Origin of the sequence: Mycobacterium sp. E3247 (assembly GCF_001667785.1) — a bacterium.
GTDB lineage: Bacteria > Actinomycetota > Actinomycetes > Mycobacteriales > Mycobacteriaceae > Mycobacterium.
This window is the reverse complement of the sequence record NZ_LZJG01000042.1, coordinates 1-22,531: the sequence shown is the minus strand read 5'-3', so window position 1 is coordinate 22,531 and position 22,531 is coordinate 1. Positions and strand designations below refer to the sequence as shown.

Here is a 22,531-nt window from a genome sequence, read left to right as displayed (position 1 = left end):
CACCAGCTTCGTCCGCGGACCGAGCAGTTCCTCGAATTCGCTCAGCAACAGGTTGCCCGCGTCGTCGATCGGCGCGACCTTCAGGATCGCGCCGGTCTTTTGCGAAATAAGCTGCCAGGGAACGATATTCGCGTGGTGCTCGAGGTGGGTGATGACGATCTCGTCGCCCGGTTGCAAATGCTTTGCGCCCCAGGCGTGCGCCACCAGGTTGATCGCCTCGGTGGTGCCGCGCACGAACACGATGTTCTCGGAGCTCGGGGCGCCGATGAAGTCGGCCACGGTGTCGCGGGCCTCTTCATAGGCATCGGTGGCCCGCGCCGCCAGCTCGTGTGCGGCGCGGTGGATGTTCGAATTCTCGTGAGAGTAGAACCGCACCAGCCGGTCGATCACCACCTGGGGCTTCTGGGTGGTCGCCGCATTGTCGAACCAGATCAACGGCTTACCGTTGACGACCTCCTTCAGGATCGGGAAGTCCGCCCGGATCGCGTTGACGTCGAACACCTCATGGTCGTCCCGCAATCGCGGCACCGACTCGGTCGCCGTCAGGAAGCGGTAGTTCTGTTCGTCGCCCACCGGCGCGGCCGCCGGCGCGTCAGACCAGCCAAGGTTGACGGCCGCCGGAGCCTCGGGCAGCCACCACGGCGCCGAATTGCGCTGGGCCGCCGGAACAGCCGGCGGCGTCCCGGCCAGCACTCCGGGGACCGTCGGCACGATGCCACGGGGCACCACGAATCCGCCCGGGTGGGTGGCGCTGGGCGGTAGATGGGGACCTGCCGGTGCCGCCGTCGTATCGGGCACACCGCCGCGGGGGGCGACCGGCACCGCCTGCGGCGGGGCTTCGGGTTCGGGTGACGTCGGCGCGGGGAGGTAGATGTCGGTGAAACCCAGCGCCGGAACCGGCGCCGGATACACATCAGCGGTACCCGCGGCGGCCTGCCCGGCCGACGTCGCGGCCGTCGTGTCCGGCACGCCGCCCCGCGGCGCGACCGGCACCGCCTGCGGCGGGACCTCGGGTCCGGGAGACGCCGGCGCCGGCAGATAGATGTCGGTGAAACCCAGCGCCGGAACCGGCGCCGGATACACATCAGCGGTGCCCGCCGCCGCCTGCCCCTCCGACGTCACGGCCGTGACGTCGGGCACGCCGCCCCGCGGGGCGGCCGGCACCGACTGCGGCGGGCTGTCCGGACCCGGGCGGATGCTGGCCGCATACAACTGGCTGGCCAGCGCGGCGAGCTCCGCGGCGCTGATCGGCAGGTCGCTTTCGGCGTCTACCGCGCGGTACTCACTTGTACTCATGGAACTGGTCCACGGCGACGCCGTCCAGCACGCCGAGCGCGTCGTCGGTAAGCACGGCGAGGGACGTGTAGAGGGTCACCAGGTAGGTCGCGATCGCCGACTGGTTGATGCCGGTGAACCGCACCGAGAGGCCCGGCGCCTGTTCGCCAACCAGTCCCGGCTGGAACAGGCCCACCACGCCCTGCCGCTCCTCACCGGTGCGCACCAGGATGAACTTGGTCTTGCCGTCCTCCACCGGAACCTTGTCCGACGGAATCAGCGGGATGCCGCGCCAGGTGATGAACTGCGCGCCGAACAGGCTCACGACCACCGGTGGCACGCCCCGGTAGGTGGCCTCACGGCCGAACGCGGCGATGCCCAGCGGATGGGTCAGGAAGAAGCTGGGCGTCTTCCAGACCTTGGTGATCAGCGCATCCAGGTCGTCGGGCGTCGGGGCGCCGGCCAGCGTCTGGATCGTCTGCTCGGGAGTCGCCTGGGCGAGCAGCCCGTACTCGGGGCTGTTGACCAGCTCGAACTCCTGGCGTTCCTTGATCGTCTCGATGGTCAGCCGCAGCTGCTGCGCGATCTGATCGTGCGGGCTCGAGTACAGGTCGGAGACCCGCGTGTGGATGTCGACCAGGGTCGAGATGCTGCGCAGCGTGTATTCGCGCGGACTCGTCTCGTAGTCGACGTAGGTCTCCGGCAGGGGTTCTTCGGTGCCCGCGCCCGCTTCGGCCTTGATCGCCACCCCTTCGGGGTTGACCACCCGGTTCACCCGGTACAGGCCCGCTTCCACCGGGACCCAACTGAGCAGATGCAGCAACCAGCGGGGGGTGATGGTCGAAAGCTGCGGGACGGTCTTGGTCGCATTGGCAAGCTGCCTGGCTGCGAGATCGCCAAGTGCCTGAGACTCGCTTTGAGCCGACGTCATTGGGTCCTCCATGGTCGGTCGAATACCGCGGCGTGGTGCGGCAGGTCCATGTCACCGGCCGTGACCGGGTCCGCGCGCCGAGCTTAGGCAAGTTTAGGAGCGCCGCACAGCCTTTACTTGCGTACTGAGTAAAAGGGCCGTAAACCGCCCGCGATCTGACAGTGATCGTCGTCTGCCCCTATAGTGGGGCCTATGCAACAGGCCGTTCAGCTGCGCTTCGTTCCTTCGCGCTGCATTGTCGCCGGCCGTTGTTGTCGCTGTTGTTGATTTCCTGACGCTCTTACGACGCCTTAGAAAATTCCGCGCTCTCCCGCCGGTGGATGGGCTATCCGTCTTCCCCGCGGTCGCCGGGCGCGCATTCGTAACCAACGCCTTTCAGGAAGATCAACCACTCATGACAGTGTTGTCCATACCCACCCGCGCCTCGGCGCCGGTGGAGACCCGCCGCCGGGTCCTCGTCCGGCCGGCAACCGAGCTCGCGCGGATGACGCGCTACCGCGGCGGCACGTACTCGCATACCGTGGACACGATCGTGTTCGCCGACGGTAGCTCTGCACGCACCGACCTGATCAGGGTCAATCCCAACCTGCACGCGTATTCGCTGGACTTCTTCGGCATCGCGCCTCATGAGCCATCCCGATACCGCCTGGACAGCTGGTCCGCGCTGCCCCACCTGCGCAGCCGCGACCACGAAGCGGAGGTCGACTGGATCCTGCGCAACTCCTTCCCGATGCGCTCGGCCGCCGCACTGAGCGACGAACTGCGCGCCGCGCGCGACGCGCTGGGACGTGCCCACATCAGCGAACATGAAGCGATAGCCGCAACGCAGGCCGCGATTTGGCATTTCACCAACGGTTTGGATCTCGACACCCGGCCCCTCAACGTTCCCGTCAAGGTGCGCCGAGCGGGCGGACGCGTGATCACCTTCGAATTCGACGGCGAACCGCAGTTGGGCGGCTACTCGGTGTGGGTGGCGTCCGACGCCGCCGTCGGCCTGAAGCTGCAGAAGTCGGCTGATGGTGTTGTCTGGCAAGACATTTCGCGCTCCCATCTAACAGTAGACGCGGGCACGGGCCGCCATCGGCGCACCCTCGGGGTGGGCAGCACGCTGTCGACCAGCAGCCACGGCGGCGGCGGGCGCGGCTATCGCCACTACCGGTTGGTCGCGACGACGGACGCCGCCAACCCGACAATCGACCATGTTCGCTTCTGGCTGACCGGTGCCCGCCACTACCGCAATGCCGACCGCATTGTGCACCTCTACAATTATTTGGTTGACGGGGCGCGCAAAGCCCTGCGCGATACCGTGGAGCCACAGCTAGTCGACACCGAAGCAACCGCCAATTCGGAGCTAATAGGACCGTTTCAAGTGCCAATCCCGTTGAAACTCAACGTCGGTGAAGGACACACACTCGTCGACTCCGACGGTGCGAACATCGTCGGCATTGTGCAGGCGGGCACGGACTTTTACCTGCGGCCCGCACCGGGTACGTCCACAACGACCGTCACGGCAACAACACCGCAGAGCTTCAGCGGGCGGGTGCTGACCGGAGTCGCACAGGAGGGGGCATCACACCGATTCACACCGATCGCGCTCACCGTGCCCACGGACGTGGCCATCGAATTCGACATCAGCTGGCAGACCGACGAGTCATGTACCGACATCGCCTGAGGAAGACAGATGAGCATCGCAGATAACGTCACACAACTGATCGGGAACACGCCGCTGGTCCGGCTGAACCGGGTCACCGAAGGGGCGGTCGCCGACGTCGTCGCCAAGCTGGAGTTCTTCAACCCGGCGAACAGCGTGAAGGACCGCATCGGGGTCGCCATGCTGGACGCGGCGGAGGAGGCGGGGCTGATCAAGCCCGACACCATCGTCCTGGAGCCGACGAGCGGAAACACCGGCATCGCGCTCGCGATGGTGTGCGCCGCACGCGGCTATCGGTGCGTGCTGACCATGCCGGATACGATGAGCACGGAACGCCGAATGTTGTTGCGCGCGTTCGGCGCCGAGATCGTGCTGACGCCGGGCACCGAAGGCATGGCGGGGGCCATCGCCAAGGCCGAAGAGCTGGCCAAGAACGACCAACGGTATTTCATCCCCCAACAGTTCGAGAACCCCGCGAACCCCGCGATCCACCGCAAAACCACCGCTGAGGAGGTCTGGCGGGACACCGACGGCAAGATCGACTTCTTCGTGGCCGGGGTGGGCACCGGGGGAACGCTCACCGGCGTCGCACAGGTCATCAAGGAGCGCAAGCCGTCGGCGCGCTTCGTGGCCGTGGAGCCCTCCGCCTCAGCGGTCCTGTCCGGCGGGCAGAAGGGGCCGCATCCCATTCAGGGCATCGGGGCCGGATTCATCCCGCCGGTGCTCGACGTCGACCTGGTAGACGAGATCATCGCCGTCGGCAACGAAGAATCGCTGGACATGGCGCGGCGGTTGGCCCGGGAGGAGGGGCTGCTGGTCGGCATCTCCTCGGGCGCCGCAGTGGTCGCGGCGCTGCAGGTGGCACGCCGTCCCGAAAACGCCGGCAAGCTGGTGGTGGTGGTGCTGCCCAGCTTCGGTGAGCGGTATTTGAGCACCCCACTCTTTGCCGACCTGGCGGATTAGCCATGCTCGCGGACATACGACGTGACATCCAGGCCGCCAGGGAGCGCGACCCAGCCCGACCGACCACGCTCCAGGTGATCCTCGCCTATCCCGGCGTGCACGCGATCTGGGGACATCGAATCAGCCACCGGTTATGGAACCGCGGTGCGCGGCTGGCCGCCCGGATACTCAACGAAGTCACTCGCATCCTGACCGGGGTCGACATCCACCCGGGCGCCGTCCTCGGCCCCGGCCTGTTCATCGACCACGCGACGGGCGTGGTCATCGGCGAGACTGCCGAGGTCGGCGAGGACGTGACGATCTACCACGGCGTCACCCTCGGCGGCAGCGGACGGGACACCGGCAAACGCCACCCCACCATCGGGGACCGGGTGACCATCGGCGCCGGCGCGAAGGTGCTCGGCGCGATCAAAATCGGCGACGACAGCCGGATCGGCGCCAACGCCGTGGTGGTCAAGGAGGTGCCGTCGAGCTCGGTGGTGGTGGGAGTTCCCGGGCAGGTCATCAGCCGCAGCCGGCCCGCGCCCGGTGGCTCCGACGACGCGATGATGCCCGACCTCGTCGGTGTCAGCCTGCAGTCGCTGCTCACCAGGGTTTCCAAGCTGGAGAACCGGGTGGACGGTTCGGAGACCGGCCGCGTGATCCGGCCACCCGAGGCCGGGGTGTGGCACGGCGAAGACTTCTCCATCTGAGGACCCCGTGAGCACTCTTGTCATCGCCGGAACGGCCCTGGTCGCAGCGCTGAGCGCTGCGACTGCGATCGGTGCGGTGCTCAATCGACGCTCGGGCGTGCTGCGCGAGACCGGCACCGATTCCGAACACGACAACTCGGACCTCGGCTTGGCATCGACGGGGCCGACGGTCGTGCACTTCAGCGCCGCGTGGTGTGGGCCATGCGGAGCGGTTCGCCGCGTGGTCGACCAAGTGTGTGCCGACCTCGGCGACGTGTCGCACGTGGAGATCGATATAGACGCCAATCCCGCGGCCGCCAAACGGCTCTCGGTGTTGTCCCTGCCGACGACGTTGATCTTCGACGCCGAGGGCCGCCAGCGCTACCGCAGTGCCGGCGTGCCGAAGGCCGGCGACCTGCGAGCATTGTTACAGCCCCTGTTGGCGTAGCTCGAATCACCAAGAAATCGAACGATTTTGCGCCACGCGTGGCGGCGTGAACTCGGCGAAATATTACTCGCCGCGAACTTAATTCGGTTGCGGAATGCATCGTCGCGCACGGCGTTGCACAGTGGGTTGGCACCGCAATCGGAAGGCCTGCCATGACGAAGCTACACCTGGCCGTGGGGCTGGACGGCTACGGCTGGCACCCGCACGCGTGGCGATACGCCTTCGCGCACAACGCAACCGGCGGCGGGCACCTCGGCGGCCGGTACTGGGCCGCGCTGGCCGGCATCGCCGAGCGGGGCCTGCTGGACTTCCTGACCATCGACGACAGCCTCGATGTGCAGCCGGGCCGGCGGTCCGAGGTGTCTCCGCAGCGGTTGGCGGGCCGAGCCGACGCCGTGCTGGTGGCCGCGCGCATCGCGCCGGTCACCACCCACATCGGCCTGGTGCCGGTGGCGACAGTGACGCACACCGAACCCTTCCACGTATCGAAAGCCATTGCGACGCTGGACCATATCTCGCACGGGCGGGCAGGCTGGCAGGTGCGGGTGAGCGCCACGGCGCACGAGGCCGCGCTGTTCGGGCGGCGGACCGCCGTCGAGGCCGAGCCGCTGGGCGACGAGGCCGCCGACGCCGTGGATGTGGCGCGGCGGCTCTGGGACAGCTGGGAGGACGACGCCGTCATCCGGGACGTGACCACCGGGCGCTACATCGACCGCGACAAGCTGCACTACATCGACTTCGTCGGCAAGTTCTTCGAGGTCAAGGGTCCCTCCATCACCCCGCGGCCACCGCAGGGCCAACCGGTGGTCATCGCGCTGGCACATGGGCCGCGCGTCTATGGGTTCGCCGCGACCGGCGCCGACCTCGTCCTGGTCACCCCGCACGACGAGGAGTCCCTGCGCGTGATCCTGGGGGACGTCGCCGCGGCGGAGCGCGCCGCCGGTCGCGCGCTCAAGGTCTACGCCGACCTCGTCGTCTCGCTCGTCGAGGACCCATTGACGCCCAGGGCGGCCATTTCCTCGGACGCACACGTATTTTCCGGCAGCGCAGACGATTTGGCCGACCTGCTGCTCGCCTGGCACGACGCCGGGGTCGACGGGGTCCGGTTGCGGCCCGCGGTCAACGCGATCGACCTGCCCGCGATCGTCGACAAGCTGGTGCCGCTGCTGCAGCGCGTCGGGGTGTTCCGCACCGGCTACCGCGACGGCGAAACCCTGCGCGAACGCCTCGGATTGGCCCCCGCACCCAACCGCTACGCGACGGTGCCGGCGTGACCGTCACCCCACTGTCGATCCTCGACCTGTCCCCGATCAGCGCCGGGTGCGACGCCGCGACCGCGCTGCGCAACACCGTCGACCTCGCCCAGCACGCCGAGCAATGGGGCTACAAGCGCTACTGGCTCGCCGAGCACCACTTCGTCGCGGTCGCCAGCTCGTCGCCGGCGGTCCTGATCGGCCAGATCGCCGCGGCCACCGACCACATCCGCGTCGGCTCGGCCGCGGTGCAGATCGGCCACACCACGCCGATCGCGGTCGTGGAGAGCTTCGGCATCATCGACGCGCTTTACCCCGGCCGCACTGACATGGGGCTCGGCCGATCCGGGCAGCGACGCACGGAGGCCGCCACGTCCCCGGCGCCGACGACTTCGCGCGCCCCTCGGCCGTGGGGCGACATCGACGGCATCGTCATCCCCCCGCCGTTCGATCCGACCTCTCTGATGAAGAGCGGGCGGATACGGGCGCAGGCGTCCGCGCTCGCCCAGCCCTGCGCGCAACCCGCCGACTTCGCCGAGCAGATCGCCGCCATCGAAGCGTTGCTCGACGGCTCGTACTGCGTCGACGGCCACGAATTGCACGCCGTACCGGGCGAACACGGCCAGCTGACACCGTGGATCTTCGGCAGCACCCGGGGGCAGAGCGCGGAAGTCGCCGGCGCTCGTGGGCTGCCGTTCGTGGCGAGCTATCACATCACCCCTGGCACCGCGCTCGACGCGATCGCGGCTTACCGCGCAGCATTCCGGCCGTCGACTTGGCTGACCGAGCCGTATGTGGTGGTCTCCGCCGACGTCGTGGTCGCCGACGACAGCGCCACCGCACGGCACCTCGCGTCCAGTTACGGGCGCTGGGTGTATTCCATCCGCAGCGGCCAGGGCGCGATCCCCTACCCCGACCCCGACCTATGCGGGCCACTCACCGAGGACCAGGGCGACCTGGTAGCCGACCGCACCGCGACGCAATTCGTCGGCAACCCCGACGAAGTCGCCGATCGACTGGAGCGGCTGCGCCGAGTGACCGGCGCCGACGAACTCGTCATCACGTCCGTGACGCATCGGCACACCGACCGGCTGCGCTCGCACGAATTGATCGCCAAACGATGGGGGCTGACCGGATGAGCGTTCGAATCCCAGAACGCCGCAAGCAGATCATCCTCGGCGCCCACTTTCCCGGGGTGAACAACACCACCGTGTGGTCGGATCCGAGCGCGGGCAGTCAGATCGCGTTCGAATCCTTTGTGCACCTGGCCCAAACCGCAGAGCGGGGGCTGTTCGACTTCTTCTTTTTAGCCGAGGGCCTGCGGTTGCGTGAGCACCGTGGCAAGATTCACGACCTCGACGTCGTGGGCAGGCCCGACACGTTCACCGTGCTGGCCGCGCTCGCCGCGGTCACCGAACGGCTCGGCCTGGCCGGCACCATCAACACCACGTTCAATGAACCCTACGAGGTGGCAAGGCAATTCGCGACCCTGGACCATCTATCGGACGGGCGCGCGGCGTGGAACATGGTCACCTCGTCCGACGCGTTCACCGGAGAGAACTTCCGTCGCGGCGGATTCCTCGACCACGCCGATCGATACAAGCGGGCCGAGGAATTCGTCACCGTCGCCCGGAGGTTCTGGGACGGCTGGCAACCCGATGCCGTGGTCGCCGACGTCGATGCGGGGATCTACGCGGATCCCGCCCGCATCCACACCGTCGAGCACCACGGCCCGCAATTCGACGTCCGCGGCGTGGCGTCGCTGCCCGCCGGACCGCAAGGCCATCCCGTGCTGTTGCAGGCCGGCGACTCCAGCGACGGCCGCGACTTCGGCGCCAAGCACGCCGACGCCCTGTTCACGCTGCACGGATCGCTGGAAGCCGGTCAGCGGTACTACGCCGACGTGAAGGCACGCGCCTCCGCCCTCGGGCGGGCACCCGATCAACTCAAGGTCCTGCCTGGCGCGACGTTTGCGCTCGGCGACACCCCCGAGGAGGCGCAGGACAACGCGCGCCACATCCGCGAGCAACAGGTCAGCGGCCCGACGGCGATCGCATTCCTCGAGCAGGTGTGGGGAGTCGACCTGTCGGCTTACGACCCAGACGGGCCGCTGCCCGATATCGATCCGGTCGAGAATCCCGACATCACCCGTGGCCGCGTCCGCCATGGCGACCCGAAAACCGTCGCGGCGGCGTGGCGGGCCCGCGCAGAGGCGGAGAACCTGTCCATTCGCGAGTTGATCATCGAGGTGACGAGCCGCCAGCAGTTCGTGGGGACCCCGGCGCAGGTCGCCGATGAAATCGACAACCACGTGCAGTCGGACGCCTGCGACGGTTTCATCCTGGTGCCCCACCTGACACCGCACGGCCTCGACGAGTTCGTCGACAAGGTGGTGCCCCTGCTGCAGGAGCGCGGCAGCTTCCGCACCGAATACCGCGGCACGACGCTGCGTGAACACTTGGGCTTGTTGCCCGTCTCGGGGTGGTCGGGGGCCCGGACGGATGTGGCGGTCGGCGACTGAGGAAGCTCGCCGCCGGCGCTTCAAACCCTCTTCAAGATGCGTTCACCGCGATCGACGCTACGGTTGCCCCAGGGGCCACGTAGGGGACGGAGATTGCCATGAGCGACGCCCACGCGCCGCGGATCCCGCCGGCACTCGCTGCGCCGAGCCTGAACCGCGGGGTCGGTTTCACGCACGAGCAGCGCCGCCGGCTGGGGCTGACCGGACGACTGCCCTCGGCGGTGCTCACGCTCGACGAACAGGCCGACCGGGTGTGGCATCAATTGCAGAGCCTGGCAACCGATCTGGGCCGCAACCTGCTGCTGGAACAGCTGCACTACCGCCACGAACTGCTCTACTACAAGGTGCTCGAAGACCACCTGCCCGAGCTGATGCCGGTGGTCTACACCCCCACCGTCGGCGAGGCCATTCAACGGTTCTCCGACGAATACCGCGGGCAGCGCGGGCTGTTCCTGAGCATCGACGAGCCCGACGACATCGAGGCGGCCTTCGCGACCTTCGGGCTGGAGCCCGGCGACGTCGACCTGATCGTGTGCACCGACGCCGAAGCGATCCTGGGCATCGGTGACTGGGGCGTGGGCGGCATCCAGATCGCGGTGGGCAAGCTGGCGCTGTACACCGCCGGCGCCGGCATCGACCCGCGCCGCTGCATCGCGGTCTCGCTGGATGTCGGCACCGACAACGAACAACTTTTGCAGGATCCGTTCTACCTGGGCAATCGTCACGCCCGGCGGCGCGGCGCCGAATACGACGACTTCGTCAATCGCTACATCGAAACCGCGCACCGGCTGTTCCCGAGCGCCATCCTGCATTTCGAGGACTTCGGGCCCCTGAACGCCCGGCGGATCCTGCACACGTACGGCGACAAGTACTGCGTGTTCAACGACGACATCCAGGGCACCGGCGCCGTGGTCGTCGCGGCCGTGTACGGCGGATGCCACATCACCGGCGTGCCGATGCGCGACCAAACGGTGGTGGTCTTCGGGGCCGGCACCGCCGGGATCGGGGTGGCCGATCAGATTCGCGATGCGATGGTCTCCGACGGCGCCACCGTCGAGCAGGCCACGGCGCAGATCTGGCCGATCGACAGGCAGGGCCTGCTGTTCGACGACATGGACGACCTGCGCGATTTCCAGGTGCCCTACGCCAAGAACCGCGCCCGGCTGGGCGTGACCGAAGGCGAGCGGGTGGGTTTGGTGGACACCATCAAGCTCGCCTCCCCCACCATCCTGCTGGGCGCATCGGCCGTGTTCGGCGCGTTCACCGAGAAGGTCGCGCGTGCCATGGTCGCCTCCTGCGAGCGCCCGATGATCTTCCCGCTGTCCAACCCCACCTCGCGCATGGAAGCCGTGCCGGGCGACCTGCTGCAATGGTCCGACGGCAAGGCGCTGATCACCACGGGAACCCCCGTCGCCCCGATCGAATACGACGGCACCACCTACACCATCGGCCAGGCCAACAATGTGCTGGTGTTCCCGGGGATCGGGCTGGGCATCATCGTCGCCGGGGCCCGGCTGCTGACCAAGGGGATGCTGCAGGCGGCGGCGGAAGCCGTTGTGCGACAAGCCAGCCCGTCAGCCCTCGGGGATTCCTTGCTGCCCGACGTCCGGGACTTGCGCGCCATCTCGACGGCGGTTGCCGAAGCCGTGTATCTCGCCGCCGTCGCCGAAGGGGTAGCGACGCGGACGCACGCCGACCCCCGGCAAGCCGTCCTGGACACCGTGTGGACCCCGAAATACGACTAGTTCTCGGCCTTGCTCCCCCGCCTGGACTCGAACCAGGAACCTATCGGTTAACAGCCGAACGCTCTGCCAATTGAGCTACAGGGGATCAACACGATCGCGGGACGACTCTAGCGTACTGGCACAACCGCGCCCAACTAGACGCCGGGACGGATCGGGCGCGCACGCACCCGCCCGGGTGAGGCAGGATGGAACCGTCGCTAGTCGGGAGGAACGTTTTGATCCGGTATGTCGTGGTGCTTGGACTGGGTTACGTGCTGGGCTCGAAGGCCGGGCGGCGCCGATACGAGCAGATCGTGGGCACCTATCGGGCGCTGACCAGCAGTCCCGTGGCCAAGTCGGTGATCGAAGGGGGGCGCCGCAAGATCGCGAACCGGATCTCCCCGGACGCCGGATTCGTGACCGTCGCCGACATCGACGACCAGACGGCCATCATGGAGCGTGACCCCGGGCGAACGGCCGACGAGGCCCTCACATCGGCAGATCGTCGCCGCTAGCCTGCTCCAGCAGGCTGCGCCGGTAGGCCTCCATCGCGACCAGGTCACCGAACAACGCGTGGTACTCGTCACCCTGTTCGATCGGCGACATGCGCTGCAGCTTTGACTTCACCTCGGCGATCTGGTGGCCCATCCACACTTCCTGCAGCCGGGCCAGCACGCCGGCGATGTAGCGGGGCAGCTTCTCGTCGTCGACCTCGATGGCCTCCACGCCCAGCTCGTTGATCAACCCCGCGGTCAGGTCGGATCCGGCGCGCTGGCGCACCGCGTCGATCCACTGCGCCCCCGTGACGCCGCTGGACGTGCCGCCCGCGGCCTCGATGGCGCCGCGCACGGCGGCGTACCCGGGATGGGTGAAGCTTTCGACCGTCAGCGTGTCGAACACCGGCCCGGCCAGCGCCGGCGACTGCAGCGCCGACTTGAGCGCCTCGCGCTGGAGCCGCAGGGTCGGGTCGCGCGGGTCGGGGCGGGTGGCGGCCGGTTGCGCCGGCGCCGCCGCACGGGCCTGCTGGGGGGCCCGGCGGGAGGCGTTCGCACCGCCACCGCCCCGGGCGGGGGCCGGCGACTTCTTGGCCTGACTGCGCACCCGGTCGATGACCTGGGCGACGTCGTCCCAGCCGACCCAGCCGGCGAGCTGGCGGGCGTACTCGTCGCGCAGCGTCGGGTCTTTGATCTGGGACACCATCGGCACGCATCGGCGCAGCGCCCCGACCCTGCCCTCGGCGCTGTCCAGGTCCATCTCGGCGATCGCCGTGCGGATCGCGAACTCGAACAACGGGGTGCGCCGCGCCACCAGGTCGCGCAGGGCGCCGTCGCCGGACTTCAGGCGCAGGTCGCAGGGATCCATGCCGTCCGGGGCCACCGCGACGAACGACTGCCCCGCCAGGTTCTGCTCCCCGCCGAAGGCCTTGAGCGCCGCAGCCCGCCCGGCCTCGTCACCGTCGAAGACGTAGATCAACTCGCCGCGGAAGAAGCTGTCGTCCATCATGAGCCGCCGCAGCATCGCCAGGTGCTCGTCACCGAACGCGGTGCCGCACGACGCCACCGCGGTGGTGACGCCCGCCAGATGCATTGCCATCACGTCGGTGTAGCCCTCGACGACGACCGCCTGGTGCCCCTTGGCGATGTCGCGCTTGGCCAGATCGATGCCGAACATCACCGACGACTTCTTGTATAGCAGCGTCTCGGGGGTGTTGATGTACTTGGCTTCCATCGGGTCGTCGTCGAACAGGCGGCGGGCGCCGAAGCCGATCACCTCGCCGGCCGCGGTGCGGATGGGCCACAGCAGCCGGCGGTGGAAGCGGTCGATGGGGCCGCGCCGGCCCTGCCGCGAGAGGCCGGCCGCCTCCAGCTCCTTGAACTCGAAACCCTTGCGCACCAGATGTTTCGTCAGTGAGTCCCAGCCGGACGGCGCGAAGCCGCAGCCGAAGCGACGGGCCGCCTCGGCGTCGAAATTCCGCTCGGTCAGGTACTGGCGGGCCGGCGCGGCCTCGGCGGACTCCAGCGCCGCGGCGTAGAACTCCGCCGCGGCCGCGTTGGCCGCGACCAGCCGGCTGCGACTCCCGCGGTCCCGCTGCACGCTGGTCGCCGGGCCGGTGTAGCTGATGGTGTGGCCGATCCGGTCGGCGAGGAGTTCAACGGCCTCGACGAAGGTGACGTGTTCGATCTTCTGGATGAACGCGTAGACGTCGCCGCCTTCCCCGCAGCCGAAGCAGTGGAAGTGGCCGTGGTTGGGGCGAACGTGGAACGACGGCGACTTCTCGTCGTGGAACGGGCACAGGCCCTTGAGGGAATCGGCTCCGGCGCGCCGCAATTGGACGTAGTCGCCGACGACTTCGTCGATGCGGACACGCTCGCGGATGGCGGCGATGTCGCGGTCGGGGATCCGGCCGCGGCCCCTGGGCCGGGCGTCGTCCTCCCCCGCGCGCGGTTGGCGCCCCCACGAACCTGCCGGGCTGGACATCGGCTCAGTCTAGAGCGCCGAGCCGGCCGGCTATCCGGTTCCGATGACGCCGCACGCCACCCGGTCCATCGCGTTGTCGCTGTATTCGGCGCCGTGCAACATCAACGCCTTGCCGTCGCCGCCCACCAGGACGTCCCGGGTGAAGGCGTCGGTGGTGGTCACCAGGTAGGCCGACCCGTCCTGACGCACCTCGAGCGACGTCAGGTCGCCGCTTTCGGGCTTCCCGGTGTGGCCGGGCGCGTTGTAATGACCGCCTGCCGACAGGAAGTTTCCGGGCGGACCGCCGGTCGGGGCGACGGAGTTGGGCTCGCACTTGCCGATCTGGTGGACGTGCAAGCCGTGGAAGCCCGGCGTCAAGATGCCCGGGGCGACCGTCTTGACGGTGACGGTCACGTAGCCGCCGGTGAAGTCGAACGTCGCCGTGGCGACGGACCGGCCGTCCGGCGTCTTCAGTTGCGCGCTGAGCGATTCGCCGTTGGGCGCCGGCGTGGTCGTCTCGCCCGACGATGCCGGCGGGGCGCTCTTGACCGGAGGGGTGGTGCCGGGCTGGGTGCTCGCGTGTTGTGGCGAGCTGCAGGCGGTCATGACGGCGACGGGAAGCCCCACCGCGAGGGTGGCGATGCCGCTGAATTTGGTCATGCGGGGCAGCCTAGTCCGCGACGGCGACGGCGCTGCCGTGGGATGACCTGCGCCGGGGCCGCGGCCTAACCGGTGGTCTGACGCGCGTCGATGCGTTCCAGCCGGCCCTCGGTATAGGAGGCGATCTGGTCGACGATGACCCGTAACCGGGCGCGGTCGTCGGCCGCGACGGTGAACGCCGCGGCGAAGACCGGGTCGAGCGTGTGCGGCGCCCCGGCGTGCAGCCATTGCGCCACCCGGTGGATCCGTTGGCGTTGCATGCCCTGGGTGTCCAGATGGCGCGGGTCGGACATGATGAACTGCAGCGCAAGGATTTTCAGCAGAGCGACCTCGGCGCGCACCAGGTCGGGGACCAGCAGGTCGGCCCGGTAGCGCACCAGGGGCCCGGGACCGGCCGCGGCGCGGGTGGTGGCGATGGCGGCCGACGCGAACCTGCCGACCAGTTCACTGGTCAGTCGCTTGAGCGCGACGGACGCCGACAAGGTGGCGTCGTACTTTCCGACGGCTGCCACCACCGGCAACGCCGAGAGCCGCCCCGCGGCCGCCAGGAAGTCGTCGGCGCTGACCCGGAAGAACTCGCTCTCACCCAGTTTGGCCAGCGCGGCCGCCTCGTGCTCATCGGCGAGCACCCGCAGGTCGATGCGTTGGGAGACGACGCCGTCCTCGACGTCATGGACGGAGTAGGCGATATCGTCGGCCCAGTCCATCACTTGCGCTTCCAGGCACATCCGGCCTTCCGGCGCGCCGGCCCGCACCCAGTCCGCCGGCTCGCGGTCCTCCTCGTAGAAACCGAACTTTTTCTTCTCTTTGCCGGGACCCTTGCCGCGGTACCACGGATACTTGGTGACCGCGTCCAATGACGCGCGGGTCAGGTTCAGCCCCGCGCTATTGCCTTGTTCGTCAAGGACTTTGGGCTCCAGGCTGGTCAAGATGCGGAAGTTCTGCGCATTGCCCTCGAAACCGCCGTGGCCGGCAGCGACCTCGTCCAGGGCGCGCTCGCCGTTGTGCCCGTAGGGCGGATGGCCGATGTCGTGCGCCAGCCCGGCCAGCTCGACCAGGTCGAGGTCGCAGCCCAGGCCGACCGCCATCCCCCGCCCGATCTGGGCGACCTCCAGCGAGTGCGTCAGCCGGGTGCGCGGCGTGTCGCCCTCGCGAGGCCCGACCACCTGGGTCTTGTCGGCCAGCCGGCGCAGCGCGGCGCTGTGCAACACGCGGGCCCGGTCCCGCGCGAAGTCGGTACGGTGCTGACCTTCCGTACCCGGCAGACCCGCAGTCTTCGGCGCTTCGCATACCCGCCGTTGACGGTCGAAGTCGTCGTAAGGGTCTTGCCGATTCGTGTTCACCTTCTCAATCACCGCAGCACAGTCTGCCAGGGAATGCCCGACGAGGTACCGGGCCGGCGCGCGCGTATTTGCCCGCATCCCGGCGGCGCTAAATTGACCTCATGCGCATGCGCACTGCCCGCCTGCTCGGTCTAATCGGGGCGATCCTCGCGCTCGGTCTCGGCGGCGGGCTGCTGGTTGCACCCGCGGCCGGCGCGCAACCCCCGTTCCGGCTCGCGGACTACGTCACCGACAACGCGGGCGTCCTGACGGACTCCGGCCGCGCGGCGGTCACGTCGGCGGTGGGCAAGCTGTACACGGATCGCCACATCCGGCTGTGGGTGGTCTACGTCGACGACTTCTCCGGCCAGGGCGCGGTGAGCTGGGCACAGCGCACGGTGAGCGCCAGCGATCTGGGCGGCTATGACGCCCTGCTGGCGGTCGCGACCAACAGCCGTGCGTACGCCTTCCTGGTGCCATCCACCGTCAAGAGCGTCAACGCCCGCCAGGTCGATGACTTGCGGCACAACAAGATCGAGCCCGCCCTGCACAACGGCGACTGGAGCGGCGCCGCGGTCGTGGCGGCCAACGGGCTCAACACGTCGCCGGGCTCGTCGGGCCGGGTCGCCCTGCTGGTCACGCTGGCGATCATTCTCGCCGCGGTGACGGCCCTGCTGTTGGTCATGCGCTACCGCGGCCGGCGGCGCCGCGCGGCCCAATTCGCCGCAGCCCGGCGCGTCGATCCCACCGACGTCGACGCGCTGGCCGCCGTGCCGTTGCAGGCCCTCGACGACCTGTCCCGCGCACTGGTGGTGGATGTCGACAACGCCGTGCGAACCAGCGCCAACGAACTCGCCCTGGCGGTCTCCGAGTTCGGCGAAGAGCGGACCCGACCGTTCACCCAGGCCGTGGACAACGCCAAAGCCGCTCTGTCGCAAGCGTTCACGGTCCGCCAACAGCTCGACGACGGCACACCGGAGACCCCCGACCAGCGCCGCGACCTACTTACCCGGGTCGTGGTGTCCGCGGCCCGCGCCGACCGTGAGCTGGAGTCACAGACCGAAGCCTTCGAGAACCTGCGCGATCTGGTGATCAACGCCCCGTCGCGGCTCGACGCGCTGACCCGGCAGTACGTCGAGCTCACCACCCGGATAGCCCCCGCAGAACAGCGACTGGCTGAGCTGCACCACCAATTCGACGCTGCCGCACTGACTTCGGTGTCCGGCAACGTCTCGGCCGCCAAGGAGCGGCTGGCGTTCGCCGACCGCAACATCAGCACCGCCCGTGAGCTGGCCGCCGAGGCGGTCAGCGGCCGGCAGGCCGGCCTGGTGGACGCCGTCCGTGCCGCCGAGGCGGCGCTCGGGCAGGCTCGGGCGCTGCTCGACGCGGTGGGCAACGCGGCCACCGACATCCAGCACGCCATCGACCGGCTGCCGTCGGCCATGGCCGACATTCAGGCGGACATCGAGCGCGCGAACGAGCTCCTGCAGAAGGCGCAAACCACCAAATCCGCCCATACCGGCGATCTGATCTCCGCGCGCGATGCGGCCGCGCGGGCCGTCGACGGTGCGCGCGCCGGCGCCTCCACCGACCCGCTGGGCGCCTTCGCGCAGTTGGCCAAGGCGGATGCCGATCTCAACCGGCTGCTGGTCACGCTCGCGCAGGAGCAGGCCGCCGCCGACCAGCTCAACCGGTCACTGGAGCAGGCGCTGTTCACCGCGGAATCCCGGGTGCGGGCGGTCTCGGACTACATCGACACGCGACGCGGCAGCGTCGGGCCGGAGGCCCGCACCCGGCTTGCCGAAGCCGAACGGCACCTGCAAGCCGCACGGGACAAGAGGGCGGCGCACGCGGCCGACGCGATTTCCCACGCCAATGCGGCATCGACGCTGGCCGCCCAGGCGCAGTCGTTGGCCAACGCCGACGTGCAGTCGGCTCAGCGGGCCTTCACCCGTGGCGGGGGCGGCGACATGGGCGCGATGCTGGGCGGAATCATCATCGGCAACGTGCTCAGCGGCGGCATGCGGGGCGGATTCGGCGGCGGCTGGACTCCGACGTCGTTCGGCGGTTCGTCAGGCGGCGGCTTCATGGGCGGCGGCGGCCGATTCTGAGCCGCCCACCGGGAATCCGGCCGTCAGCCGGCGGCCGGTGAATGCGGGATCACGCCCCCGCTGCGCGGCATTTCGAAGTGGGGTTCGGCTTCGCCTTCCCACCGCGTCCACTCGTTCCACTGAGTGGCCTCCGCAACCGCGACCGCGGCGGGGGCGGGGACGTCCGCGCACGGGTCGGCGGCGTCGGCACTCGGGTCCGGCTTCGGGGCCCAGTGGTCGTAGTCATCCGGCGGCACGGCCACACCCCACTTGAGCGGAACCGACAAGCCGCCGAGCATCCCCGACTCACCCCGAACCGCTGCCACCGAGTCATCTGGTAGCGGCGGACCAAGAGGCAAAAGCATGTTGCCCCCTTCCACAGCCGATCTTCGGACGCTGTGGCCGAACCCAATAACACCAAGCAGCCACATCGTAAGCCAAACTCGAGACAAATACCCGAAAAACGTGGATTTGCTTTCGACAAGCGAATGCCCGAACCGGATGCGGTCGTCGGCCCTCATCCGCCCTTGGTCCGCGGCACCACCTTGGGGCGCGACTGGACCACGTGCGGGTTCTCCCCGCCGCGGCGCCCCCGCCGATCGGTCTTGTTCGCGTCGGCGTCCCGTTCATCCACCGCCATGGCCACGGCCGGCGTAGAACCGGCGGGTGCCGACGACGCCGAGGACGAACCGGCGGTCGCGATCGGGCTGGGCAGTTGGGTGCCCAGCGCCGGTACCGCCAGACTCGTCAGGACCGCCGGCACCGGCATCGACCCCTGCCAGGTCGGCGGTACCGTAATCGCCCCCACAAACCGCGCGGTGCCCATCCCGGCCATGGCCGGGCCCAGCCCGCCGAGCGACTGCAGCCCGTGGACCCCACCCGCGGGGGCGAGTGGAACCTCCGCGGACACGGTGGTGACGCCGGCCGCCGCCGGTGCCGCAGGCCCCACGCTGTGGGCCAGCACCATCATCGGGGACATCAGCGCGCTCGCGGGATACATCCCGATCGGCGCCAGCGCGGTCATCGTCGTCACCGGCATCGACGACAACAACGACGTCACCGACGACAGGCCGGGGAAAAACGCCCCCAACACCGACTGCAGCTCGGACACGAACGAGGCCCCCAGCGACCCGACCGCCCCGAAAGCCTGGGACGCCCAGTCCAGCGGCGCCGTCACCAAGCCCGCCAAGCCACCCAGGGCTACCGGCGGGGCGCTGAAGGCCGGCAGCGTCGCCGCCACCGTCTGCGCCCCGACGTGATAGCCGACCATTGCGGCCACGTCCTGGGCCCACATCTCCATGTATTCGATTTCGGTCATCGCGATCGCCGGCGTGTTCTGACCGAAGAAGTTCGTCGCGATCAGCATCAGCAACCGGAGGCGGTTGGCGAGCACCTCCGGGGTGGGCACCGTCGCCATGAACGCCGCCTCGTATGCCGTCGCCGCCGCCGTCGCCTGGGCGGCCGCCATCTCGGCTTGTGCGGCGGCCGAGATCAGCCACTGCAGATACGGCGTCGACGCCGCCACCATCGCCGCCGAGGAGGGGCCGGTCCAGGGCCCGGCGGCCACTCCCGTCACAACCGCCTCAAATGACGCAGCAGCCGCCGCCAAATCCTCCGCCAGCGCCTGCCAGGCGGAGGCCGCCGTCAACAATGAGCCGGGCCCGGCGCCGCCATACATGAGCGCAGAGTTGATCTCGGGGGGGAAGAACAGAAAAGCTGGAATCATCACATCCCCAACCCACCGACCGAGTCAACGGCACCTACGCTCACACGAATCGACACCCACCCCCGGCGACTAGACAGGTGAGGAACATCGCCTTAAGAGCTTAAGGCAATCGGGTACCCGAGGCCGCTTTTTTACGAAACGTTTAATTACGCGGCGCAGGGGTGTGGGGGCCTGTCCACCAGGCGATTCAGGACCCCGGCGGGGCGCCGCCGGAACCGGTCAGCAGCCCTTGAGCCGCGCGGCCAGATAGTCGGCCACGGCGTTCATCGCGACTCGCTCCTGCGTCATGTCATCGCGCCGGCGCACGGTGACGGCGTTGTCTTCGAGCGAATCGAAGTCCACCGTCACACAGAACGGCGTCCCCACCTCGTCCTGGCGCCGGTAGCGTCGCCCGATCGCGCCGGCGTCGTCGAAATCGATGTTCCAGCAGGTGCGCAACTCTGCGGCCAAGTCGCGCGCCTTGGGACTCAGGTCGGCGTGCCGGGACAGCGGCAGCACCGCGGCCTTGACCGGCGCCAGCCGCGGGTCCAGGCGCAGGACCGTGCGCTTCTCCATGACGCCCTTGGCGTTGGGCGCCTCGTCCTCGGTGTAGGCATCGATCAGAAACGCCATGAACGACCGGGTGAGACCGGCGGCGGGTTCGATGACGTACGGGGTGTACCGCGTATCGGTCACCTGGTCGTAGTACGACAGGTCGGCTCCGGAATGCTTTGCGTGGGTGGACAAGTCGAAATCGGTCCGATTGGCCACGCCTTCCAGCTCGCCCCACGGGTTGCCGGCGAAGCCGAACTTGTACTCGATGTCGACGGTGCGGTCGGAGTAGTGCGAAAGCTTCTCCGCCGGGTGCTCGAATAACCGCAGATTCTCCGGGTTGATGCCCAGCTCGACATACCATTGCAGCCGGGTGTCAATCCAATACTGGTGCCATTCCTTGGCGGTCGACGGCTCGACGAAGAACTCCATTTCCATTTGTTCGAACTCGCGGGTCCGGAAAATGAAATTGCCCGGCGTGATCTCGTTGCGGAAACTCTTGCCGATCTGGCCGATACCGAATGGCGGCTTCTTTCGCGCGGTGGTGGCGACGTTGGCGAAGTTGACGAAGATGCCCTGCGCGGTCTCCGGACGCAGGTAGTGCAGCCCCTCCTCGGTCTCGATGGGCCCCAGGTAGGTCTTGAGCATCATGTTGAACTCGCGGGGCTCGGTCCAGCGCCCCTTGGTGCCGCAGTCCGGGCAGACGATCTCGGTCATCGGCACCGAGTCGGGGTCGTCGATCCCCTTCTTCGCCGCGTACGCCTCCTGCATGTGGTCCTGGCGGTGCCGGTGGTGGCAGTTGAGGCACTCGACCAGCGGATCGTGGAAGACCTCGACGTGGCCGGAGGCCACCCACACCTGCCGCGGCAGGATGATCGACGAATCGAGCCCCACCACGTCGTCGCGCCCGGTCACCACGGAGCGCCACCACTGCCGTTTGATGTTCTCCTTGAGCTCCACACCCAGCGGCCCGTAGTCCCACGCCGACCGGGTGCCGCCGTAGATCTCACCCGAGGGAAAGACGAAGCCGCGCCGTTTGGCCAGGTTCACTACGGTGTCGATGACGGACGCCACGGGGTGGTGCACTCCCTTTCCGGGTTTGAACGGGCGCGCGCGGCGGCCGGCCGCCGTGCGCAGAGCATCAGTCATGGTAGCGATCGGCGCCGGGGTCTTTGACATGCGTCATCATGCATGTGACAGTGGAAGTCGGCCGCCCGCGAGAACTCACGGCGGGACCTCCCCACTACCTGGCACTTCTCGAAGGTGATGACTCTCTCCCATGGCGATGTCCCCCTCCCCGCCTTCCCCGATGCCGGCCACCGCCGGTAGCGGCATGGGACCGGCCATGACCGCGGTCGCCCAGGAGCACGACGACGCCGGGCCCGGCGGACATCGCGCGCTGGCCGACTATCCCGTCCCGCCGTCGCGGGAGATCCTGGACGCGGCCGGCGAGCTCCTGCGCGCGCTGGCAGCTCCGGTGCGGATCGCCATCGTGCTGCAGCTGCGTGAATCCCACCGCTGCGTGCACGAGCTGGTCGACGCGCTCGGCGTCCCGCAGCCACTGGTCAGCCAGCACCTGAAGATCCTCAAGGCCGCCGGCGTCGTCACCGGCGAGCGCTCCGGCCGCGAGGTGCTCTACCGGCTGGCCGACCATCACCTGGCGCACATCGTCGTGGACGCGGTCGCCCACGCGAGTGAGGAATGGCGCCAATGACAGGCGCGAGCGTCCGGTCGACCCGTCAGCGGGCGGCGATCGCCACCCTGATGGACACCCTCGACGACTTCCGCTCGGCGCAGGAGTTGCACGACGAGCTGCGCCGCCGCGGCGAGAACATCGGGTTGACCACGGTCTACCGGACGCTGCAGTCGATGGCGGCGGCCGGCATGGTCGACACGCTGCGCACCGACACCGGCGAGTCGGTCTACCGTAGGTGCTCCGAACACCACCATCATCACCTGGTCTGCCGCGGCTGCGGTTCCACCATCGAAGTCGGCGACCACGAGGTCGAGGAGTGGGCGGCGCAGGTCGCGGCCAAACACGGCTATTCCGACGTCAGCCACACCATCGAGATCTTCGGCACCTGCAAGGACTGCCAATAACCCGCCGAGCGTGAAGCTGGTTTCACGCTCGGCGCCGAACGTGAAACCAGTTTCACGTTCGCGGCCGTGAACCGTCAGGCCGTCAGCGCGCTGCGGATGCCGGCGCCCGTATCGAGCACCAGCAGGATCAGGGTGCGCAGCGCGTCGTCGGTCAGGCCGGCGCCGGGAAAGTTGTACCGCAGCATCACGTCGGCACTCTTGGCCGCGC

At 68.8% G+C, this 22,531-nt stretch carries 20 protein-coding genes, 1 tRNA gene and 1 pseudogene; 12 read left to right on the top strand and 10 right to left on the bottom strand.

Annotated features, from left to right (window positions below; translation table 11 throughout):
- Together A9X04_RS01880 and A9X04_RS01875 are read right to left on the bottom strand one after the other, a co-directional pair.
- Positions 1–1,296: aminotransferase class V-fold PLP-dependent enzyme (locus tag A9X04_RS01880; RefSeq protein ID WP_156764177.1), on the bottom strand; the 1,296-nt coding region annotated here is incomplete at its 3' end.
- Positions 1,283–2,206, bottom strand: a complete 924-nt coding sequence (locus tag A9X04_RS01875; RefSeq protein ID WP_067917186.1) for a family 2A encapsulin nanocompartment shell protein — start codon at positions 2,204–2,206, stop codon at positions 1,283–1,285. The genes A9X04_RS01880 and A9X04_RS01875, both read right to left, overlap by 14 nt.
- A 394-nt stretch (positions 2,207–2,600) precedes the next feature.
- Between A9X04_RS01875 and A9X04_RS01870 the strand changes: the two genes are divergently transcribed.
- The 8 genes from A9X04_RS01870 (at position 2,601) to A9X04_RS01835 (ending at position 11,458) form a co-directional block, all read left to right on the top strand.
- Positions 2,601–3,878, top strand: coding sequence for a thioester domain-containing protein (locus A9X04_RS01870; RefSeq protein ID WP_067917184.1), 1,278 nt, complete (start codon positions 2,601–2,603; stop codon positions 3,876–3,878).
- 9 nt (positions 3,879–3,887) lie between these two features.
- The gene (cysK, locus tag A9X04_RS01865; protein ID WP_067917182.1) at positions 3,888–4,820 is read left to right on the top strand and encodes a cysteine synthase A; all 933 of its coding nucleotides are present in this window, start codon (positions 3,888–3,890) and stop codon (positions 4,818–4,820) included.
- 2 nt (positions 4,821–4,822) lie between these two features.
- The gene (gene cysE, locus A9X04_RS01860; protein ID WP_067917181.1) at positions 4,823–5,512 is read left to right on the top strand and encodes a serine O-acetyltransferase; all 690 of its coding nucleotides are present in this window, start codon (positions 4,823–4,825) and stop codon (positions 5,510–5,512) included.
- 7 nt (positions 5,513–5,519) lie between these two features.
- Positions 5,520–5,939, top strand: a complete 420-nt coding sequence (locus A9X04_RS01855) for a thioredoxin family protein (RefSeq protein WP_067917178.1) — start codon at positions 5,520–5,522, stop codon at positions 5,937–5,939.
- Between the two features lie 152 nt (positions 5,940–6,091).
- Positions 6,092–7,213 carry an LLM class flavin-dependent oxidoreductase gene (locus A9X04_RS01850; RefSeq protein ID WP_067917176.1) on the top strand — a complete coding sequence of 374 codons (1,122 nt, stop codon included), beginning with the start codon at positions 6,092–6,094 and terminating at the stop codon, positions 7,211–7,213.
- A complete protein-coding gene (locus A9X04_RS01845) occupies positions 7,210–8,331 on the top strand; it encodes an LLM class flavin-dependent oxidoreductase (protein ID WP_067917174.1) in 1,122 nt (373 codons plus the stop codon). The genes A9X04_RS01850 and A9X04_RS01845 overlap by 4 nt, the downstream gene beginning before the upstream one ends.
- On the top strand, positions 8,313–9,713 hold the full coding sequence (locus A9X04_RS01840) for an NtaA/DmoA family FMN-dependent monooxygenase (protein ID WP_369804379.1): 1,401 nt from the start codon (positions 8,313–8,315) through the stop codon (positions 9,711–9,713). Before A9X04_RS01845 ends, A9X04_RS01840 begins: the two co-directional genes overlap by 19 nt.
- Positions 9,714–9,811: 98 nt before the next feature.
- Positions 9,812–11,458, top strand: a complete 1,647-nt coding sequence (locus tag A9X04_RS01835; RefSeq protein ID WP_067917170.1) for an NAD-dependent malic enzyme — start codon at positions 9,812–9,814, stop codon at positions 11,456–11,458.
- Positions 11,459–11,470: 12 nt separating this feature from the next.
- Here A9X04_RS01835 and A9X04_RS01830 read toward each other — a convergent pair.
- A tRNA-Asn gene (locus tag A9X04_RS01830) sits at positions 11,471–11,543 on the bottom strand.
- 130 nt (positions 11,544–11,673) lie between these two features.
- Between A9X04_RS01830 and A9X04_RS01825 the strand changes: the two genes are divergently transcribed.
- Positions 11,674–11,952, top strand: a complete 279-nt coding sequence (locus A9X04_RS01825; protein WP_067917168.1) for a hypothetical protein — start codon at positions 11,674–11,676, stop codon at positions 11,950–11,952.
- Here A9X04_RS01825 and dnaG read toward each other — a convergent pair.
- The 3 genes from dnaG to A9X04_RS01810 all read right to left on the bottom strand — a co-directional run bounded on the left by dnaG (position 11,927) and on the right by A9X04_RS01810 (position 15,909).
- Entirely contained in the window at positions 11,927–13,915 is a 1,989-nt protein-coding gene (gene dnaG, locus A9X04_RS01820) for a DNA primase (protein WP_067917166.1), read from the bottom strand. The two genes, A9X04_RS01825 and dnaG, sit on opposite strands and share 26 nt — an antisense overlap.
- A gap of 30 nt (positions 13,916–13,945) precedes the next feature.
- Positions 13,946–14,554, bottom strand: a complete 609-nt coding sequence (locus A9X04_RS01815; RefSeq protein ID WP_067917164.1) for a superoxide dismutase family protein — start codon at positions 14,552–14,554, stop codon at positions 13,946–13,948.
- Between the two features lie 65 nt (positions 14,555–14,619).
- On the bottom strand, positions 14,620–15,909 hold the full coding sequence (locus tag A9X04_RS01810; protein WP_369804378.1) for a deoxyguanosinetriphosphate triphosphohydrolase: 1,290 nt from the start codon (positions 15,907–15,909) through the stop codon (positions 14,620–14,622).
- Positions 15,910–16,004: 95 nt separating this feature from the next.
- Here A9X04_RS01810 and A9X04_RS01805 point away from each other — a divergent pair, with 95 nt between their 5' ends.
- The gene (locus A9X04_RS01805) at positions 16,005–17,987 is read left to right on the top strand and encodes a TPM domain-containing protein (RefSeq protein ID WP_067917190.1); all 1,983 of its coding nucleotides are present in this window, start codon (positions 16,005–16,007) and stop codon (positions 17,985–17,987) included.
- A 23-nt stretch (positions 17,988–18,010) separates the two neighbouring features.
- On the opposite strand, the gene A9X04_RS01800 is transcribed toward A9X04_RS01805, so the two are convergent.
- The 3 genes from A9X04_RS01800 to A9X04_RS01790 all read right to left on the bottom strand — a co-directional run bounded on the left by A9X04_RS01800 (position 18,011) and on the right by A9X04_RS01790 (position 21,309).
- Positions 18,011–18,331: a hypothetical protein gene (locus A9X04_RS01800; protein ID WP_369804377.1), complete on the bottom strand. Its 321-nt coding sequence runs from the start codon at positions 18,329–18,331 to the stop codon at positions 18,011–18,013.
- 152 nt (positions 18,332–18,483) lie between these two features.
- On the bottom strand, positions 18,484–19,692 hold the full coding sequence (locus A9X04_RS01795; RefSeq protein WP_067917160.1) for a PPE family protein: 1,209 nt from the start codon (positions 19,690–19,692) through the stop codon (positions 18,484–18,486).
- 219 nt (positions 19,693–19,911) lie between these two features.
- The gene (locus tag A9X04_RS01790) at positions 19,912–21,309 is read right to left on the bottom strand and encodes a glycine--tRNA ligase (RefSeq protein WP_067917188.1); all 1,398 of its coding nucleotides are present in this window, start codon (positions 21,307–21,309) and stop codon (positions 19,912–19,914) included.
- A 247-nt stretch (positions 21,310–21,556) separates the two neighbouring features.
- Between A9X04_RS01790 and A9X04_RS01785 the strand changes: the two genes are divergently transcribed.
- Together A9X04_RS01785 and A9X04_RS01780 are read left to right on the top strand one after the other, a co-directional pair.
- Positions 21,557–21,937 (top strand): ArsR/SmtB family transcription factor, encoded by a 381-nt coding sequence (locus tag A9X04_RS01785; RefSeq protein WP_369828907.1) that lies wholly within the window; start codon positions 21,557–21,559, stop codon positions 21,935–21,937.
- Positions 21,934–22,323: a Fur family transcriptional regulator gene (locus A9X04_RS01780; protein WP_067917156.1), complete on the top strand. Its 390-nt coding sequence runs from the start codon at positions 21,934–21,936 to the stop codon at positions 22,321–22,323. The genes A9X04_RS01785 and A9X04_RS01780 overlap by 4 nt, the downstream gene beginning before the upstream one ends.
- Positions 22,324–22,397: 74 nt before the next feature.
- On the opposite strand, the pseudogene A9X04_RS31260 reads toward A9X04_RS01780, so the two are convergent.
- A pseudogene (locus A9X04_RS31260) lies at positions 22,398–22,531 on the bottom strand (hypothetical protein); the annotation flags it as partial.

Excerpts from the sequence above, each read along its gene's own strand:
- A9X04_RS01875 (WP_067917186.1), bottom strand. The coding sequence starts at position 2,206 with ATGACGTCGGCTCAAAGCGAGTCTCAGGCACTTGGCGATCTCGCAGCC.
- A9X04_RS01780 (WP_067917156.1), top strand. The coding sequence starts at position 21,934 with ATGACAGGCGCGAGCGTCCGGTCGACCCGTCAGCGGGCGGCGATCGCC.
- A9X04_RS01805 (WP_067917190.1), top strand. The coding sequence starts at position 16,005 with ATGCGCACTGCCCGCCTGCTCGGTCTAATCGGGGCGATCCTCGCGCTC.
- A9X04_RS01795 (WP_067917160.1), bottom strand. The coding sequence starts at position 19,692 with ATGATTCCAGCTTTTCTGTTCTTCCCCCCCGAGATCAACTCTGCGCTC.
- A9X04_RS01850 (WP_067917176.1), top strand. The coding sequence starts at position 6,092 with ATGACGAAGCTACACCTGGCCGTGGGGCTGGACGGCTACGGCTGGCAC.
- dnaG (WP_067917166.1), bottom strand. The coding sequence starts at position 13,915 with ATGTCCAGCCCGGCAGGTTCGTGGGGGCGCCAACCGCGCGCGGGGGAG.
- A9X04_RS01840 (WP_369804379.1), top strand. The coding sequence starts at position 8,313 with ATGGGGGCTGACCGGATGAGCGTTCGAATCCCAGAACGCCGCAAGCAG.
- A9X04_RS01785 (WP_369828907.1), top strand. The coding sequence starts at position 21,557 with ATGGGACCGGCCATGACCGCGGTCGCCCAGGAGCACGACGACGCCGGG.
- A9X04_RS01815 (WP_067917164.1), bottom strand. The coding sequence starts at position 14,554 with ATGACCAAATTCAGCGGCATCGCCACCCTCGCGGTGGGGCTTCCCGTC.
- cysE (WP_067917181.1), top strand. The coding sequence starts at position 4,823 with ATGCTCGCGGACATACGACGTGACATCCAGGCCGCCAGGGAGCGCGAC.
- A9X04_RS01870 (WP_067917184.1), top strand. The coding sequence starts at position 2,601 with ATGACAGTGTTGTCCATACCCACCCGCGCCTCGGCGCCGGTGGAGACC.
- A9X04_RS01800 (WP_369804377.1), bottom strand. The coding sequence starts at position 18,331 with ATGCTTTTGCCTCTTGGTCCGCCGCTACCAGATGACTCGGTGGCAGCG.
- A9X04_RS01835 (WP_067917170.1), top strand. The coding sequence starts at position 9,812 with ATGAGCGACGCCCACGCGCCGCGGATCCCGCCGGCACTCGCTGCGCCG.
- cysK (WP_067917182.1), top strand. The coding sequence starts at position 3,888 with ATGAGCATCGCAGATAACGTCACACAACTGATCGGGAACACGCCGCTG.